A 16,657-nucleotide genomic window follows, 5' to 3' on the forward strand; every position below is an offset into this window, starting at 1 on the left:
GCTGACGATGGCGTCGAAGAAGTCGGCCGCGAACGGCAGTGACCGGGCGTCGACGTGCAGCGGGTACACGCCGTCGGCCACCCCGGCGTCCTGGATGGGGGGGGGGGGGTGTGGGGGGGGGGGGGGCCCGCGGGGGGGGGGCCCCCCCCCCCCCCCCCCCCCCCCCCCCCCCCCCCCCCCCCCCCCCCCCCCCCCCCCCCCCCCCCCCCCCCCCGCCCCCGGTCGCGTGCGCTCACAGCGGGATGTTGCCGTGCGCCCCGCGGCCGGACGGCGCCGCTGCCAGGGCGGCCACCAGCCGCCGCCTGGTCCGCGCGGGGTCGACGACCTCGTCGACCACGCCGATCTGCAGGGCCCGGTTCACGCCACCGGCGATCCGCTCGTGCTCCGCGGCCAGCTGCGCGTGCAGCGCCTCGCGCTCGCCGGGCGGGACGGCGGCCAGCTCCTTGCGGTGCAGGATGCCGACGGCGGCCTTGGCGCCCATGACCGCGACCTCGGCCCCCGGCCAGGCGAAGACCGCCGTCGCGCCGAGCGAGCGGGCGTTCATCGCGATGTAGGCCCCGCCGTAGGACTTGCGGGTCACCAGCGTCACCCGGGGCACCACCGCCTCGGCGAAGGCGTGCAGCAGCTTGGCGCCGCGGCGGACCACGCCGTCCCACTCCTGGCCGACGCCGGGCAGGTAGCCGGGGACGTCGACCAGCACGACCAGCGGGACGCCGAAGGCGTCGCACATCCGCACGAAGCGGGCCGCCTTCTCCGCCGAGGCCGAGTCCAGGCAGCCCCCCAGCCGCAGCGGGTTGTTGGCGATCACGCCGACCGTGCGGCCGGCCAGCCGGCCCAGCGCGGTGACGATGTTGGGCGCCCAGCGCGGGTGCAGCTCCAGGGCCGGGCCGTCGAGGACGGCGGCCACGAGGGGCTTGACGTCGTAGGCACGGTTGGCCTGCTCGGGCAGCAGCGCCCCGAGGTCGACGTCCGGCTCGCCCTCGGCCGGCGCGAAGGAGCCCTGTGCGGCGAGCAGGTCGACGGCCTGCCGAGCGGTCCCCAGCGCCGCCTGCTCGGAGTCGGTCACCACGTGCACCACGCCGCTGCGCCGGCCGTGGGTGTCCGGTCCGCCGAGGCTCTCCATGTCGACGTCCTCGCCGGTGACCGAGCGGACGACGTCCGGGCCGGTGACGAACACCCGGCCGGCCGGGCCCATGATCACCAGGTCGGTGAGCGCCGGGCCGTACGCGGCGCCGCCGGCAGCCGGGCCGAGGACCACCGAGATCTGCGGCACGCGCCCGGAGGCCCGCACCATCGCCGCGAAGACCTCGCCGACCGCGTGCAGCGCCGTGACGCCCTCGGCCAGCCGGGCGCCGCCGGAGTGCCAGACGCCGACGACCGGCAGGCGCTCGCGCAGGGCGGTGTCGATGGTGTCGACGATGTGCCGGCAGCCGTCGACGCCCATGGCACCGCCCATCACGGTGGCGTCGGTGCAGAAGGCGACCGCGCGGGTGCCCGACACCGTGCCCCGGGCCGCCACCACCCCGGAGGTGTCGCGCGGCGCCAGCAGGGACATCGAGCCGGTGTCGAAGAACCGCGCCAGGCGGTCCTCGGGGTCGCGCGGGTCGGTGGTGGTCTCAGGAGCGGCTTGGAGCGTGGTCACGGGACCTCCACGGGCCGGACGCGGGCGTGCGGGGACGGCCCGGGCAGGCGCAGGGGCCGGCCCGGGCGGGTCGGTCGGCCCCGTCCGGAGGCTCGTCCCGAGCGTGCGAGGGGTGAGGGGGACGGGGTCCTTCGACTCTCAGGCGGTGGTGAACACCAGCGCGATGTTGTGGCCGCCGAAGCCGAACGAGTCGTTGACCGCGGCGGTGAGGGACGCCTTGCGCGGCTCCCGTCGGACGATGTCGAGGGCCTGCACGGCCGGGTCGTCGTCGGGGTCGTCGAGGTTGGCCGTCGCGGGGACGACCTGCTCGCGCAGCGCGAGGATGGTGAAGACCGACTCCAGCGCCCCGGCCGCGCCGAGCAGGTGGCCGGTCTGGCTCTTCGTCGCCGTCACCAGGGCGTGCTCGCCGATGGTGGTGCGGATGGCCGCGGCCTCCGCGGTGTCGCCGACCGGCGTCGAGGTGGCGTGCGCGTTGACGTGGCCGATGTCGGTGGGGGCCAGCCCGGCGTCGCGGACGGCGGCGGCGATCGCCCGGCCGGCGCCCTCGCCCTCGGGGTGCGGGGCGACCAGGTCGTAGCCGTCGGCGGTGCCGCCGGCGCCGGCCAGCCGGGCGTGGATGCGCGCGCCGCGGGCGCGGGCCGCGTCGCCGCGCTCGAGCACCAGCGCGGCCGCGCCCTCGCCGAGCACGAAGCCGTCGCGGGCCTTGTCGAACGGGCGGGAGGCGCGCTCGGGCTCGTCGTTGCGGGTGCTCATCGCGCGCATCGCCGCGAAGCCGGCCATCGGCAGCGGGTGCACGCAGGCCTCCGCGCCGCCGACCAGCACGACGTCCGCGCGATCGAAGCGCAGCAGGTCCAGGCCCCAGCGGATCGCCTCGGCGCCGGAGGCGCAGGCGCTCACGGGGGCGTGCACGCCACCTCGGGCGCCGATGGCCAGCCCGACCGCGGCGGCCGGGCCGTTGGGCATGAGCATCGGGATGGTGAAGGGCGAGACCCGCTTGGGGCCCTTCTCCTCCAGGACGTCGTCCTGGCCGAGCAGGGTCAGCGCGCCGCCGATGCCGGTGCCGAAGACGACGGCGACCCGTTCCGGGGCGACGCCGGCGTCGGCGGCCCCGGAGTCGCGCCAGGCCTCCTCGGCGGCGACCGCGGCCACCTGCTGGCTGCGGTCCAGCCGGCGGGCGCGGACGCGGTCGAGCTGCCCGGCCGGGTCGGCGGCCAGCCGGGCGACGAGCTGGGCGGGGAATTCCTTCACCCAGTCGTCGGTGATCCGGCTGACCCCCGACCGCCCGGCCAGCAGCGCGTCCCACGTGCTGGCGACGTCGCTCCCGAGCGGCGTGGTGGCACCGAGACCGGTGACGACGACGTCGCCGACGGACGTGCTCATGACGGGTTCCTCCTGGGACGAGCGATCAGGGGTCAGGCGTGGCCCCGCTGCAGGGTCCCGCCGCGAGCCTGCGAGCGGCGGGGGGCAGCGGGGTCCTCTCTCAGGCCTTGTTCTTCTGGATGTAGCTCATGGCGTCGCCGACGGTCTTGATGTTGGCCAGCTCGTCGTCGGGGATGGCGACGCCGAACTTGTCCTCGACCGCGGTGGCGATCTCGACCATCGACAGCGAGTCGACGTCGAGGTCCTCGGTGAACGACTTCTCCGGGGTGGCGTCGGCGGGCGCCACGCCCGCGACCTCCTCCAGGATCTCGGCCAGACCGGTCTGGATGTCCTCGCTCACGCGCGGTCCTCTCTCTCGGGTGGGGCGGGAGCTCCCGCCGTCGGGCCCCTGTGGCCCGGGGGTCTGTGGGGCCGGTCAGGGCAGGACGACGACCTGGCCGGCGAAGGTGAGACCGGCCCCGTACCCCAGGATCAGGGCGAGGTCACCACTCTTGGCCTCCCCGGACTCCAGCAGCGCCGAGAGCGCCAGCGGGACCGAGGCGGAGGAGGTGTTGCCCGACCGGACGATGTCGCGGGCGATGACGGTGCTCTCGGGCAGCCCGAGGCGCTTGGCCATCAGCTCGACGATGCGCAGGTTGGCCTGGTGGGGGGCGAAGACGTCGATGTCCTCGGGGCCGACGCCGGCGCGCTCCATGGCCGTCACCAGGGTGGCGGTGAGCCGGGTGGTGGCCCAGCGGTACACGGCCTGGCCGGCCATGCTCATCGCCTTCTCGCCCTCGGGGATGGCGATGGCGCTGGACTGGTCGCCGTCACTGCCCCAGACGACCGGCCCGACACCGGGGGTGTCCGACGCTCCCAGGACGGCGGCGCCCGCCCCGTCGGCGAAGATCACCGCGGTGGTGCGGTCGGTGAGGTCGGTGTAGTCGGTCAGCCGCTCGCCGCCGATGACCAGGGCGTTGCGCGCCGAGCCGGTGCGGATGGCGTCGGCGGCGGCGCTGAGTGCATAGCACCAGCCGGCGCAGCCGGCGTTGAGGTCGAACGCACCGGGCCGCTGGGCGCCCAGCCGGTGCGCGACCTCGGGTGCCAGGCCCGGGATCGGCCGCGGCAGGCTGGCCGAGGCGAGCAGCACCAGGTCGACCTCGGAGGCGTCCAGACCGCTGGCGGCCAGCGCCTTGCCGCCGGCGGCGACGCTCATCTCCAGCAGCGTCTCGTCGGGCTCGGCCCACCGGCGCTCGGCGATGCCCACCCGCGCCTGGATCCACTCGTCGTTGGTGTCCATGGTCTGCGCGAGCTCGTCGTTGGTGACCCGACGGCGCGGCCGGTAGCTGCCGAAGCCGAGGATCCGCGCGCCGGGCGCCCCGGTGGTCAGCTGGAGTCCGCTCATGACTGCACCTCCGGGTAGAGCCGCGCGATCGGGTCGCCGGCGTCGACGAGGTCGCCCTCCTGGACCAGCCACTCGGCGAGGACGCCGTCGTACCCGGCGGAGACGTCGGCCTCCGCACGGCGGCTGCGGACGCGACCCAGCGGCGTGCCGGCCGGCAGCTGGGTGCCCTCGGCGATCGCGGCGGGGCTGACCGTGCCGCGCACGGGGGAGACGACGACCCGCCAGTCGGGCAGGTGGTCGGGTTCGGGGCGGCCGCGCTCGGCCTCGATGAGGGCGCGGGCACGGTCGAGGTCGGCCGGGCGGCTGACCGCCAGCACCTCGATGTCGCTGTCCTTCCACTCGCGCTTGGCCAGGCCGGCCAGCGCGCCCGCGGGGGGCAGCTCGATGACCGCCGTGACGCCGAGGTCGCGCAGGGTCGCCAGGCACGCGTCGAACCGCACCGGGCTGGTGACCTGGCTGACCAGCCGGGACAGCACCTCCCGGCCGCTGGTCACCGCGGCGCCGTCGGCGTTGGAGAGCAGCAGCCGGCTGGGTTCGGCCGGGCGCAGGCCGCCGACCAGCCCCTCGAGCTCGGCGCGGGCGGGGGCCATGTACTCGGTGTGGAAGGCGCCGGCCACCGACAGCGGCAGAACGCGGGCCTTGGCCGGCGGGTCGGCCTTGAGCGCGGCCAGGCCGTCGAGGGAACCGGCCGCGACGACCTGCCCGCCGCCGTTCATGTTGGCGGGGGTCAGCCCGTGCTTCTCGAGCGCCGCGGTCACCTCGTCGGGGTCACCCCCGAGGACGGCGGACATCCCGGTCGGCGTCCGCGCGCACGCGGCGGCCATCGCCCGGCCGCGGACGGCGGTCAGCGCGATCGCCGCCTCGACGCTGAGCACCCCGGCCAGCGCGGCCGCGGTGAGCTCGCCGACGCTGTGCCCGGCGATGACGACGTCCCGGCCGGCCTGCGGCGTGTGCGCCACCGGCCCGGGCAGGCCGCCGAGCTCGCGGGCGACGAACAAGCTCATCGCGACCACCAGCGGCTGGGTGACCGCGGTGTCCTTGATGGCCTCGGCGTCGCCGGTGGTGCCCAGCGCGAGCAGGTCGGCGTCGGCGATCGCACCCGCCCAGCGGAAGAAGGACTCTGCCCCGGGCAGCTCGAGCCAGTCGGTGAGCATCCCGGGCTTCTGCGCACCCTGTCCGGGGGCGAGGACGGCCAGCACGTATCTCACCGTTGCAGACATCACGGCGCCCCGCCGTGGGGAGCGGCACGAAAGGACACCGCTGCTCTTTGGAGGGTCTCCACAACTGGACCGGGTTGTCGCCGGGTGTCACCCCCGGTGATGTGGTGGAAACCGCACTGTGCGCCGGTGGGCTCCGTGCAGGGGCCCGCCGCGGGCCCGCGAGCGGCGGGGGGCGGGGAGGTCCTCCCTCAGTGCCAGAGCGAGCGGTCCTGGTCGAGGGCGGCGAGGGCGAGGGCGACCTGCACCGTCCAGCCGCCGCGCGGGTCGGTGGTCGAGACCCCGGTGATCTCCGTGGCCCGCTTGAGCCGGTACCGGACGGTGTTGGGGTGCACGAACAGCGCGCGGGCGCTGGCCTCGAGGTTGCCCCCGCTGGCGAGCACCGCGCGCACCGTCTCGAGGACCTCGCCGCCGGCGGCCTGCAGCGGCACCGCGATCCGCTCCTGCAGCGTCGCGCGGGCGGTCGGGTCTCCGTCCAGGGCCCGCTCGGGCAGCAGTGCGTCGGCCGCCACCGGCCGCGGGGCGCCCGGCCAGGCGCGCGCGGCGCGCAGCCCGGCGAGCGCGGCGGCCGCGGAGTCGCCGGCCCGGCCGAGGCCGTCGACGACGGGCCCCATCACCACCGGACCGGGGCCGAACTCGTCGCTCACCCGCTCGGCGGCGGACTGCAGGTCCGACGACCCGCCGAGGACGACGACCAGCTGGTCGGCGTGCACGCCCACGAGCACCTCGCTGCGCACCTGCCGCGCGGCCCGGCGGGTGGCGCCGTGCACGTCGCCGTCCGACGGCGCCGCGCCGACCAGCACGGTCACCGGGCTCATCCCCGCCCAGCCCAGCGCCGAGGCCCGGCCGGAGAGCTCCTCGGAGCGCTCCCCGCGGACCAGCGCGTCGACCAGCAGGGCCTCCAGGCGGGCGTCCCAGGCGCCGCGGCTCTCGGCGAAGCTGGCGTAGACCTGCGCGGTGGCGAAGGCGACCTCGCGGCTGTACTGCAGCACCGCCAGCCGCAGCACGTCGGCGTCCCCCGGCTCGGCGACCGTCTCGACGAAGTCGTCCATCACCTCGACGGTCACCCGCACCAGGTCGACGGTGTGCTTGAGCGGCACGACGCGGGCCAGCTCACGTGGGGCGGCGCCGAAGACCTCGCCGGTCAGCCGCGGCCGGCGGTCGGGGCTGCGGCACCACTCGACGAAGGAGGCCAGCCCGGCCTGGGCGACGAGCATCACCCAGGACCGCTGGTCGGCGGGCATGGTCCGGAACCAGGGCAGCTCGTCGTCCATCCGCGCGACCGCGCGGGTCGACAGCGACCCGGACGCACGCTCCAGCCGCCGCAGGGTGGCGGCGGAGGGCGGGCGCCTGCTGACCCGGTCGGACACACCGGCCAGCCTGGCACGCACGGCGGTGTCGGGGAGAGTGGGTGGGGTGGACGTGGTGCAGCGGGACCCCCGGCGGACGACGGTCCGGCGATCACTGGCGGCGACCGGCGCGGGGATCGTGGTGCTGCTCGTCCTGGGCGCCGGGGTGCTGGCCGGCTGGGCGCCGCAGGTCCGGCTCGACGACGCGGTCAGCCGCGCGCTCTACGCCGGCGACGACCGCTCCGTCGCCACCGAGGTGCTGCTGGAGGTGCTGACCACCCCCGGCGTGGCCTGGTTCCGGGTGGTGGTCTCGCTGCCCGTGCTGTTCTGGCTGGGGACTCGCAGGGCGTGGCGGACGGCGGGCTGGGTGGTCGCGGCCAACGTGCTGGTGGGCCCGGTGACCGCGCTGCTCAAGGAGGCGTTCGGCCGGGTGCGCCCGGCGTTCGAGAACGGCGGAGCCGGCTACGACACCCTGAGCTTCCCCAGCGGCCACTCCTCGGGCATCGCCACGCTCGTGACCATCGCGCTCGTGCTGGCCTGGCCGCGGCTGACCGCCCGGCAGCGCCGGCTCGCCCTCGCGGCCGGGGTGGCCCTGGTCGTCCTCGTCGGGCTGACCCGGATGTGGCTGGGCGTGCACTTCCTCTCCGACGTCGTCGGCGGCTGGGCGCTGGGGGTGGCCTGGACACTCCTGGTGGCGCTCGTCTTCGACGCGCTGCCCGGCGGCCGCGGCGCTCTCCCACCCCGGGAGGACCATGAGCGGACAGGCGCGTGAGCATCGCAGCGAGGACACCGTGACCCTGACCTCCGACGTGCTGCTGGAGCCCGACGACGGCTCGCTGGGCCCGCTGCTGCGCCTGGCCGACGACCGGCTGGCGCCCGGCACCGGGTACGGGCGGCACCCGCACCGTGCGGTCGACGTCGTCGCGGTGGTGCTGGCCGGCTCGCTGCGGCACGCGTGGGGGAGCGGCGCGGTGCTGACCGCCGGGGACGTCGCCGTCCTGCGCGCCGGCACCGGCCTGGAGCACGACGAGGTCGCCGGGGACGGCGGCGCGCACGTCCTGCAGAGCTACCTGCGCAGCTCGCGTCCCGGGGACGACGCCGCGCACGAGGTGCACCCGAACGCGGACGGCTGGGTGGACCTCGGCCGGCCCGACGCCCGGCTGTGGATCGAGACGGTGGAGGACGGGACGTCGGCGACCGTGCCGCCCGGGCTGCTCGTGCTGGCCGGTCCCGACGGCGTCCGCGTCGAGCAGCAGGCGGGCGGCCCGGTGTCCGGTCCCGCGACCGCGGTGGTCTGGCAGCTGGACGTCACCCGCCCGGCATGGGCCGGCTCCTGAACCCTGGGAGAGTGGCGGCATGCCCATCCCCGCCGCGGACCTGCTGGCCGCCGCCCGTGCCGACGCCGACCGCACCGTGGACCTGCGCCGTCGGCTGCACCGCACCCCGGAGATCGGGCTGCACCTGCCGCGCACCCAGGCCACCGTGCTCGAGGAGCTCGCCGGGCTGCCGGTGGAGGTGACGACCGGGACGAGCACGACCTCGGTGGTCGGCGTGCTGCGCGGCGCCCGCCCCGGCCCCACGTACCTGCTGCGCGCCGACCTGGACGCCCTGCCCGTGCACGAGGACACCGGGCTGCCGTTCGCCTCCGAGGTGCCCGGCGCGATGCACGCCTGCGGGCACGACCTGCACACCGCGATGCTGCTGGGCGCGGGCCGGCTGCTCGCCGAGCGCCGGGACGAGATCGCCGGCCAGGTCCTGCTCATGCTGCAGCCGGGGGAGGAGGGCTTCCACGGGGCGCGGTACATGCTCGAGGAGGGGCTGCTGGACGCCGTCCCGGAGGCGCCGGTGGTCGGGGCATTCGCGCTGCACGTCTTCGCCAACCAGCCCAGCGGCGTGGTCAGCGTGCGGCCCGGGCCGATGATGGCCGCCGCCGACCACTGGGAGGTCACCGTCCACGGCCGAGGTGGGCACGCCTCCATGCCGCACGCCGCCGCCGACCCGGTGCCGGTGGCTGCCGAGATCGTGCTCGCGCTGCAGTCGATGGTCACTCGCCGCGCCCCGGTGTTCGACCCGACGGTGGTGACGGTGGCCAACCTGGTGGCCGGCTCCACCGACAACGTCATCCCGGACACCGCCTACCTGCAGGGCACCATCCGCACCCTCTCGCCCGAGCGGCGGGCCGACGTCGTCGCCTCGGTGCGGCGGGTCGCCACGCACGTGGCCGCCGCGCACGACATGCAGGTCGACTTCGTGCACAGGCAGGGCTACCCGGTCACGGCCAACGACCCGGCGGTCGCCGACCGGGTGCTGGCGATCGCGGGAGAGCTGGTCGGCCCGGAGCGCAGCGTCGTCGCCGCCGAGCCGCTCATGGGTGCGGAGGACTTCTCCTACGTGCTGCAGCGGGTGCCCGGCGCGATGGCGTTCCTCGGTGCCTGCCCGCCGGGAGCCGATCCGGCGAGCGCCGCCGGCAACCACTCCAACCTGGTGGTGTTCGACGAGGACGCGCTGCCGGCCGGGGCCGCCCTCTACGCCGCGATGGCGCTGGACGCACTCACCACTTGAGATCACTCCTGGGCGGAGAGCGACAGCCCCCTTTCCTACGCGGGCCGCGGAGAGGACCCTGGAGCGACTTCCCGATCGCCTCTCGTGTCTCGGCAGGTGCGCATGGTCGCCGTCTCGGGTCCCCACGAGTCGGTGAACGAGTGCGCCGACCTCGAGATCGGCCTCCACCGTCGAGACGCGGTCTCATGCACCGTCGAACTGCGCTTCTCGCTCCCGCGCACCGACGGCGAGGTGCAGCTGACCGCTCCCGGGCCCCTGCTGGCCGACATCGACCCACGCGCCCTCGACGCCGTGGACGACGACGGAGAGTACGGCCGCGCGCTCGGCTGCGGATTGTTCGGCCACGGCGTCGGTGCGGCGTTCCAGAAGGCGGTAGCAACGGCCCAGAGCCAGGACGTGCCCCTCCGCGTGCGCCTGGTCATGGGCAGCGGTGCCGCCGCGCTGCACGGGCTGCGGTGGGAGACGCTGCGCGACCCGCACGACGGCTCGACGCTGCTGACGAACGAGAACGTGCTCTTCTCGCGGTACCTCAGCAGCCAGGACTGGCGACCCGTGGGCGTGCGGGCCCGGGACGACCTGACGGCCCTCGCGGTGGTCGCCGGGCCGGACGACCTCGGCGCCTTCGACGCCGGGCGCCTCCTGGCGCCGGTGCGCGTCGAGGAGGAGCTGGCCCGCGTGCGCGAGGGGCTCGCCTCGCTGCGGCTGACCACGCTGCCCGGAGCCGCCGCCCCCACTCTCGCAAACGTGCTCGACCAGGTGCGGCGCGGGTTCGACGTCCTGTACCTGGTCTGCCACGGCTACGTCGCCAACGAGGAGCCCGTGCTCCTGCTCGTCGACCAGGAGGGCCACGCCGCGCCCCTCCTCGGCAGCGACCTGATCAGCCAGCTGCGGGACCTGTCCCGGCTGCCGCGGCTGGTCTTCCTCGCGTCCTGCCAGAGCGCCGGCGCGGGCGCCGACCGGAGGAGCGAGGACGCCGGGGTGCTGGCCGCGCTGGGGCCCCGGCTGGCCGAGGTCGGCGTCCCCGCGGTGGTGGCCATGCAGGGGAACGTCACCATGACCACCGCTGCCACCTTCACCAGGGCGTTCTTCCGGAGCCTCGACGCGGACGGGCTCGTGGACCGCGCGACGGCCGTCGGGCGGGCGGCCGTGCGGGACCGGCCCGACTGGTGGGCCCCGGCACTGTTCATGCGGCTGAAGAGCGGGCGGCTGTGGTACCAGCCGGGCGTCACCCCCGGCGGGGAGCCGTTCGACAAGTGGCCGACGCTGATCAGGTCGCTGAGCAGCGGCATGTGCACGCCGATCATCGGTCCGGGGATCAGCGACGCGCTGCTGGGCACCCGGCAGGAGATCGCCGCCGACTGGGCCCGCAGCTACGGCTTCCCCATGGCACCGCACTACCGGGAGAGCCTCCCGCAGGTCGCGCAGTACCTGTCGATCCACCAGGACCCGCCGTTCCTGCGCTCGGAGCTGGAGCGCCACCTGCGGCGCACCCTCCTGGAGCGCTACCGCGAGGACCTGCCAGCGGACCTGCTCCAGGAGCGCACCTCGCTCGAGGACCTCATCGCGGGCGCGTGGCAGGCGCGGCACCGGCGTGAGGCAGTCGAGCCCTACTCGGTGCTGGCGCAGCTGCCGGCTCCGGTCTACGTCACGACCCAACCCTCCCGCCTGCTCGCCCGGGCCCTCAGCGAGGCCGGGCGCGAGCCGGAGGTGCAGGTGTGCCACTGGTCCGGGGACGGCGACTGGTGGGACGTGGCGGCCGACCGGGACCCGTCCTACCGGCCCACGCCCGAGCGGCCGCTGGTCTACCACCTGCTCGGGACCCTGGACCAGCCCGACTCCCTCGTGCTCACCGAGGACGACTACTTCGACTTCCTCATCGGCGTCACCCAGAACCAGGACCTCGTCCCCTCCATGGTGCGCCGGCGGCTGGCGGACTCGGCGCTGATGTTCGTGGGGTTCCGCATCGACGAGTGGGACTTCCGGGTCCTGTACCGCAGCCTGATGAGCTCCGAGGGCGGCAACCGGCGGAAGGGCTACACGCACGTCGCCGTCCAGATCGACCCCGAGGAGGACGCCACCATCGACGCCGCCCGCGCGCGGAGCTACCTGGAGGACTACTTCCGGGACGCGCGTGTGTCGGTCTACTGGGGCACCACCGACCACTTCGTGCGGGAGTTGCAGGCGCAGTGGGAGGCGCGAAGGTCATGACCGCCTCGGCGCCTCCGCGGGTTGGCGACCCCTACGTCGGCCCGGTCTCCTTCAGGCTCGGCGACCCGCTCTACGGGCGGGACCGGGAGCGGCAGGACCTGCTCGACCTGCTGATCGCCGAGCGCATCGTCCTGCTGTACTCCCCGTCGGGTGCGGGGAAGACGTCGCTGATCGAGGCGGCCCTGGTGCCGGCCCTCCGCGAGGCCGCGTTCGAGGTGCTCCCGACCATCCGGGTCACCCACGCGCTGACGCCGGAGTCCGGGGTTCCCACGCCGCGCAACCGCTACGTGTCCAGCGTGCTGCTCTCCCTCGAGGAGGGCGTGCCCCCGGAGCGGCAGCGCCCCGTCGCCGAGCTGGCCACCATGACGCTGCACGAGTACGTCACGGCCAACGCCGACCGGGACGGCCAGCTGGGCAACGAGGTGCTGGTCTTCGACCAGTTCGAGGAGGTGCTGACCGCCGACCCCACCGACGAGGAGGCCAAGCACGAGTTCTTCCGGGAGCTCGGGCAGCTGCTGCGGGACCGGGACCACTGGGCGCTGTTCTCCATGCGGGAGGACTTCCTCGCCGCCCTCGACCCGTACCTGAAGTACGTCCCGACGCGGTTCCGGACCACCTTCCGGCTCGACCTCCTGTCGGTGACCGAGGCGCTCGAGGCGATCCGTCGCCCGGCCCAGGCGGCGGGTGTGGAGTTCACCGAGGAGGCCGCCCAGCAGCTGGTGGACGACCTGCGGACCGTGCGGGTGCAGCGGCCGGGTGGGGTCACGGAGGTGCTCGGCTCCTACGTCGAGCCGGTGCAGCTGCAGGTGGCGTGCCACCTGCTGTGGTCGATGCTCCCCGCCGGTGCCACGGAGATCACTCGTGCTGACGTCGACGCCCTGGGTCGGGTCGACCAGGCACTGGGGGAGTACTACGCCGAGCGGGTCCGCACCGCGGCGGAGCGGACCGGGGTGCCGGAGCGGGTGATCCGGGACTGGTTCGAGGAGCGGCTGATCACCCCGCAGGGGCTGCGCAGCCAGGTCCTGACGGGCCCGGAGCCGGCCACGGAGGCCGGGCACCGCCTGCTCGGCGAGCTGCTCGACGCGCACCTGGTCCGCGCCGAGACCCGTCGGCAGGCCACCTGGTACGAGCTGGCCCACGACCGGCTGATCGAGCCCGTCCGGCGGGACAACGCGGCCTGGCGCGCGCAGCACCTGTCTTCCCTCGAGCGGGCGGCCGTGCTGTGGGACCAGGAGGACCGGCCGGACCGGCTGCTGCTGCGCGGTGCGGACCTCGCCGAGGCCGAGCAGGACGACGCCGTGCGGACCGGCGTGCTCACCCCTCTGCAGCGGGACTTCCTCACGGCGTCCCGGCGGGCCGACGAGCAGGTGCGCCGTGAGCAGCAGACGGCAGTGGTCCTCCGCCGTTCGGCACGGCGGCTGTGGATCGCCGTCGCCCTGGTCACCGTGCTCGCCCTGACCGCCACCCTTTTCCTGCTCCGGTCGCGAGAGGCCGAGAGGCAGGCGCGCGAACAGGAGATCGTGTACAGACTGCTTGCCGGGGCCCAACGTGCCCTGACCTGGGACCAGGACCTGGCTGTCGCTCTCGCAGCAGCGGCAGCCAGACGGTCCGGACCCGAGGACCTCGGCCCGCAGGCCCGCGACGTGCTGTACCAGACCGCCTCCGCGTCCCCGGTGTCAACCGTCCTGCGCGGACAGGGGCCGGCGCTGGCGGGGGCCTTGTCCAGGGATGGTACGGCCGTGGTCACCGCGGGATCGGAGGGTCTGCAGATCTGGGATCGGGTGACGGGCGAGGCCGAGGGGCGACTGCCCCTGTCGGATGCCTCCGACGTCACTGTCGTGGACATCAGCTCCGATGCGTCCACCGTCGTCGCCGGCTTGGTGGGCGGCGGCATCCTCGTGTGGGACGTGGCCTCGGGCGGCACACAGCGATGGCAAGAGAGCAGCGGCTTCGTCTGGCAGGTGCTGCTCTCGCCGGACGGGAGCCGGGTGGTGTCTATCGGCTCCGGCCAGGCGCTGCAGGTGTGGGACCGCGGGGGGACTCCGCTCTTCGCGGTCGCGGATGAGAGCTCGACGAGCGCCTACGACGCTGCGTTCAGCGACGACGGCCGGACTCTGGCCACCGTCGGTGACGCGCCCTCTGCGGTCCTCTGGGATGCCACCACCGGGCAGGAGACGGGCCGGGTCCCGCTGCCTGAGGGCGCGTCGCAGGTCGTGGTCGGTCCGGCCGGGCAGACCTTGGCGACGATCACGTTCGACCAGGCGGTCACCGTCTGGGACGCGGCCACAGGCAGCCCCCGGCACGGGCCGTTCCCCGCGGACCCGGACACCGACTCGGACGTGGTGTTCCGCACGGTCGACGCGGAACTCTCACGGATCCTGACCTTCCAGGCCGAGGGCCACGTGACGGTGCACGACAGCTCCACCGGGCAGCTGGTCTCCCAGGTGACCGTTCCCGGGGCTGCGTTGAGGGAGGCGGTCTTCGACGTCTCCGACCCCAGCACGGTGCTGGCGTTGTCCCAGGACAGTGAGCCGGCGTTCTGGCAGCTGCGCCCCACGGGGGTCAACACCGCGGGTGCGCGGGCTGTGCTCACCTTTGTCGTGACCAGTGACCAGACCTTCACCATCGCGGAGGACTCGAGTCTCAGCGGGTGGGATCCCAGCGCCGGCCACCGCATGGTCTCCGGCGCGGAGGGGCGCCAGCTCTCCGCACTGGCGGCCTCGCCGGACGGACGCCGAGTGGGCGGGATCACCGAGGACGGACGGGTGCACGTCTGGGACGTGGGGACCGGTCGCGAGCTGGTTGTCCTGGGGCCGGACGACTACTCGTTGATGGACCTGGCGTTCACCCCGGACAGCGCGGAGATCGTCACCGCGAGCTGGGACGGGAGGTTGGTCCGGTGGGACGCCGGCACCGGCGAGCAGCTGGGCGACGTGATGAACGACCCGAGCCGCTCCATCTCTCAAGTCAGGGTCTCACCGGACGGTTCCCACGTCCTCGCGATCCTCGATGGCGTGTCCGAGGAGCCGTCGTCCCCGGTGAAGGCGCGGCCGATCGCCCTCGTGGTGCCCTTGTCCGGGGCGGGAGAGCCCGTGGAACTCCTCCTGGAGGAGGCGGCCGCGCGTGAGGTTCCGACGGATGCCATGTGGGAGACCGTGAACGATGCCGCGTTCACGGGCGACGGTCGCGACGTCGTCCTCGGGACCTCGAGGGGGCGGGTGGCCTCCTTCGACACCCGGAGCGGCGTCCTCGCCTGGTCGGAACCGGTGCACTCGGGTGCCGTCCTGTACGTCGTCATCGGTCCGGCCGGTGACGTGTTGACCACGGGCTCGGATCAGCAGGCGGTGCTCACCGACCCCGACACGGGGCTGCGGACACGGGTAGTCCCGACCGACTCGGACCTCGTGGCCGCGACCTTCATGCCCGGCGGCCGGCACGTCGCACTCTTCGACACCGGCGGTGACCGGAGCACCCTCCCGCTGCAGGACGACGACCTCTTGGACCTGGTCGAGTCCAAGGTCACCCAGGACCTGTCCGAAGCGGACTGCACCTTCTACGGGTTGGACCCCGACTGCTGACCCTGTCCCCCGGGGGTGCCGGCGGGCGTGGCCAGCGCGGCCTGCCAGACCGCGTGCGCCACCGCGGGCTTGGTGATGTCGCTGTGCGCCCCCATCACCCCGGCGCCGTGCCGGATCACCTCGTCACTGCGCAGGACGTGCACCACCCCGGGCTGCAGGTCGTACGACGCGTCGACCGCGTGCAGGTCGTCGTCCACCACCCGGATGCCGGGCCCGCGCACCCCGAAGGTGCCGATGGCGCCGTAGGTGGGCAGCCGGTCCGGCCCGTAGTCGACCTGGCCGCGCGCACCGGCACCGATTGGGTAGAAGGTGCGCACCGCGCGGTCGTGCACCGAGGTGGTGACCAGCACCGGGCCGGCGACGAGCCCGTCGGCCAGGACGCGGTGGAAGAAGCCAGGGCGCTCGGGCACAGACGGGATGGCCGAGCAGAAGGACCACAGCGACATCGCCCCCTGCACGAGGGTCAGCGAGGCGACCGGGCGGCGGGCAGCCGCCACGGCCGCGGAGACGACGATGCAGCCGAAGCTGTGTCCCATCAGGTGCACACGGGCGTCCGGCGCCGCCTCCTGCAGAGCCGACAGCAGCGTCGCTACACCGGAGGCGCCCACGTCGCGGGCCCGGCGCTTCATGTGCCAGAAGGTGAGCACCCGGAGCGGGGCGAGCAGTCCGCCGAGGGAGGTGCTCCCGAAGGAGGCCAACTCCTCCACGAGGCAAGCCTGGTAGACCGCCTCTGCGTCAAAGGGGGCGCGGTCGTCCCCGGGGGCGGCGCCCTCGCCGGCGGCACCCGGCCCGAGGGCCTCGTCCAGCCGCGCGTACGCCTCGCGTACCGGCGCCGGCAGCGTGACTGGGACGGGGTCCTCGAGGGCCGAGTCCACCAGGGTGCGCACCGCCTCTCGCACGACGGGCGTGTCGCCGAGGGCCGCCGCCGAGGAGTCCACGAGCCGGGCCACCCCGTTCTCCGCTGCCGCGGCTCCATCGGCCGGTAGCCCGAAGGACGTCGAGCCCAGGTCCTCGTCCCCCCACGCCCGGCTGGGCCAGTGGACCCCGACGACGACGGGTCGAAACCCACCGGGACGGGCGTCGGCGGCCGCCCGGTCCTCCGGGCACCCGGCCATGGCCGCCACCCAGGCGCTGTACTGGCGGTGGGCGGCGGGCACGTCGCCGTTCCACCCGTGGCTGAGGACGAAGACATCCGTGGGCGGCTCCCGGACCAGCCGCGCGTCGAGCTGCTGGCTGGACAGGCCCGCAGCCTCGGGCCGCTCCTCCCCACGGGCGTCGAAGGCCACCAGGTGGTAGCCAGGCTCGCCCCCAGGCACCGGTCCGGGTCCCACGGCGTC

General features: G+C 74.9%; 12 protein-coding genes. 5 read left to right on the top strand and 7 right to left on the bottom strand.

Annotated elements, in window-relative coordinates; genetic code table 11:
- Positions 1-232: 232 nt before the first annotated feature.
- From ACI79G_RS10445 to ACI79G_RS10470, 6 genes are all read right to left on the bottom strand, one after another.
- Positions 233-1,642 (bottom strand): acyl-CoA carboxylase subunit beta, encoded by a 1,410-nt coding sequence (locus ACI79G_RS10445; protein WP_456881062.1) that lies wholly within the window; start codon positions 1,640-1,642, stop codon positions 233-235.
- A 138-nt stretch (positions 1,643-1,780) separates the two neighbouring features.
- Entirely contained in the window at positions 1,781-3,022 is a 1,242-nt protein-coding gene (locus ACI79G_RS10450) for a beta-ketoacyl-[acyl-carrier-protein] synthase family protein (RefSeq protein ID WP_456881063.1), read from the bottom strand.
- Positions 3,023-3,122: 100 nt separating this feature from the next.
- Entirely contained in the window at positions 3,123-3,362 is a 240-nt protein-coding gene (locus ACI79G_RS10455; RefSeq protein ID WP_012949533.1) for an acyl carrier protein, read from the bottom strand.
- A gap of 75 nt (positions 3,363-3,437) precedes the next feature.
- Positions 3,438-4,406 carry a beta-ketoacyl-ACP synthase III gene (locus ACI79G_RS10460; protein WP_456881064.1) on the bottom strand — a complete coding sequence of 323 codons (969 nt, stop codon included), beginning with the start codon at positions 4,404-4,406 and terminating at the stop codon, positions 3,438-3,440.
- On the bottom strand, positions 4,403-5,614 hold the full coding sequence (locus tag ACI79G_RS10465) for an acyltransferase domain-containing protein (RefSeq protein ID WP_456881065.1): 1,212 nt from the start codon (positions 5,612-5,614) through the stop codon (positions 4,403-4,405). Before ACI79G_RS10465 ends, ACI79G_RS10460 begins: the two co-directional genes overlap by 4 nt.
- 200 nt (positions 5,615-5,814) lie before the next feature.
- Complete coding sequence (locus ACI79G_RS10470; protein ID WP_456881066.1) at positions 5,815-6,993, bottom strand: PucR family transcriptional regulator; 1,179 nt, start codon at positions 6,991-6,993, stop codon at positions 5,815-5,817.
- Positions 6,994-7,039: 46 nt separating this feature from the next.
- On the opposite strand from ACI79G_RS10470, the gene ACI79G_RS10475 reads away from it, so the two are divergent.
- The 5 genes from ACI79G_RS10475 (at position 7,040) to ACI79G_RS10495 (ending at position 15,320) form a co-directional block, all read left to right on the top strand.
- A complete protein-coding gene (locus ACI79G_RS10475; RefSeq protein WP_456881067.1) occupies positions 7,040-7,744 on the top strand; it encodes a phosphatase PAP2 family protein in 705 nt (234 codons plus the stop codon).
- A 19-nt stretch (positions 7,745-7,763) separates the two neighbouring features.
- Positions 7,764-8,309 carry a pirin family protein gene (locus ACI79G_RS10480; protein ID WP_456881068.1) on the top strand — a complete coding sequence of 182 codons (546 nt, stop codon included), beginning with the start codon at positions 7,764-7,766 and terminating at the stop codon, positions 8,307-8,309.
- A gap of 19 nt (positions 8,310-8,328) precedes the next feature.
- Positions 8,329-9,534: a M20 metallopeptidase family protein gene (locus ACI79G_RS10485; RefSeq protein WP_456881069.1), complete on the top strand. Its 1,206-nt coding sequence runs from the start codon at positions 8,329-8,331 to the stop codon at positions 9,532-9,534.
- A gap of 102 nt (positions 9,535-9,636) precedes the next feature.
- A complete protein-coding gene (locus ACI79G_RS10490) occupies positions 9,637-11,742 on the top strand; it encodes a CHAT domain-containing protein (RefSeq protein WP_456881070.1) in 2,106 nt (701 codons plus the stop codon).
- A complete protein-coding gene (locus ACI79G_RS10495) occupies positions 11,739-15,320 on the top strand; it encodes an nSTAND1 domain-containing NTPase (RefSeq protein ID WP_456881071.1) in 3,582 nt (1,193 codons plus the stop codon). Before ACI79G_RS10490 ends, ACI79G_RS10495 begins: the two co-directional genes overlap by 4 nt.
- Here ACI79G_RS10495 and ACI79G_RS10500 read toward each other — a convergent pair.
- Entirely contained in the window at positions 15,296-16,636 is a 1,341-nt protein-coding gene (locus tag ACI79G_RS10500) for an alpha/beta hydrolase (protein ID WP_456881072.1), read from the bottom strand. The genes ACI79G_RS10495 and ACI79G_RS10500 overlap by 25 nt on opposite strands.
- Between the last annotated feature and the right edge of the window lie 21 nt (positions 16,637-16,657).

The sequence above is a fragment of the Geodermatophilus sp. SYSU D00779 genome, from assembly GCF_054050595.1.

Excerpts from the sequence above, each read along its gene's own strand:
- ACI79G_RS10450 (WP_456881063.1), bottom strand. The coding sequence starts at position 3,022 with ATGAGCACGTCCGTCGGCGACGTCGTCGTCACCGGTCTCGGTGCCACC.
- ACI79G_RS10460 (WP_456881064.1), bottom strand. The coding sequence starts at position 4,406 with ATGAGCGGACTCCAGCTGACCACCGGGGCGCCCGGCGCGCGGATCCTC.
- ACI79G_RS10485 (WP_456881069.1), top strand. The coding sequence starts at position 8,329 with ATGCCCATCCCCGCCGCGGACCTGCTGGCCGCCGCCCGTGCCGACGCC.
- ACI79G_RS10490 (WP_456881070.1), top strand. The coding sequence starts at position 9,637 with ATGGTCGCCGTCTCGGGTCCCCACGAGTCGGTGAACGAGTGCGCCGAC.
- ACI79G_RS10495 (WP_456881071.1), top strand. The coding sequence starts at position 11,739 with ATGACCGCCTCGGCGCCTCCGCGGGTTGGCGACCCCTACGTCGGCCCG.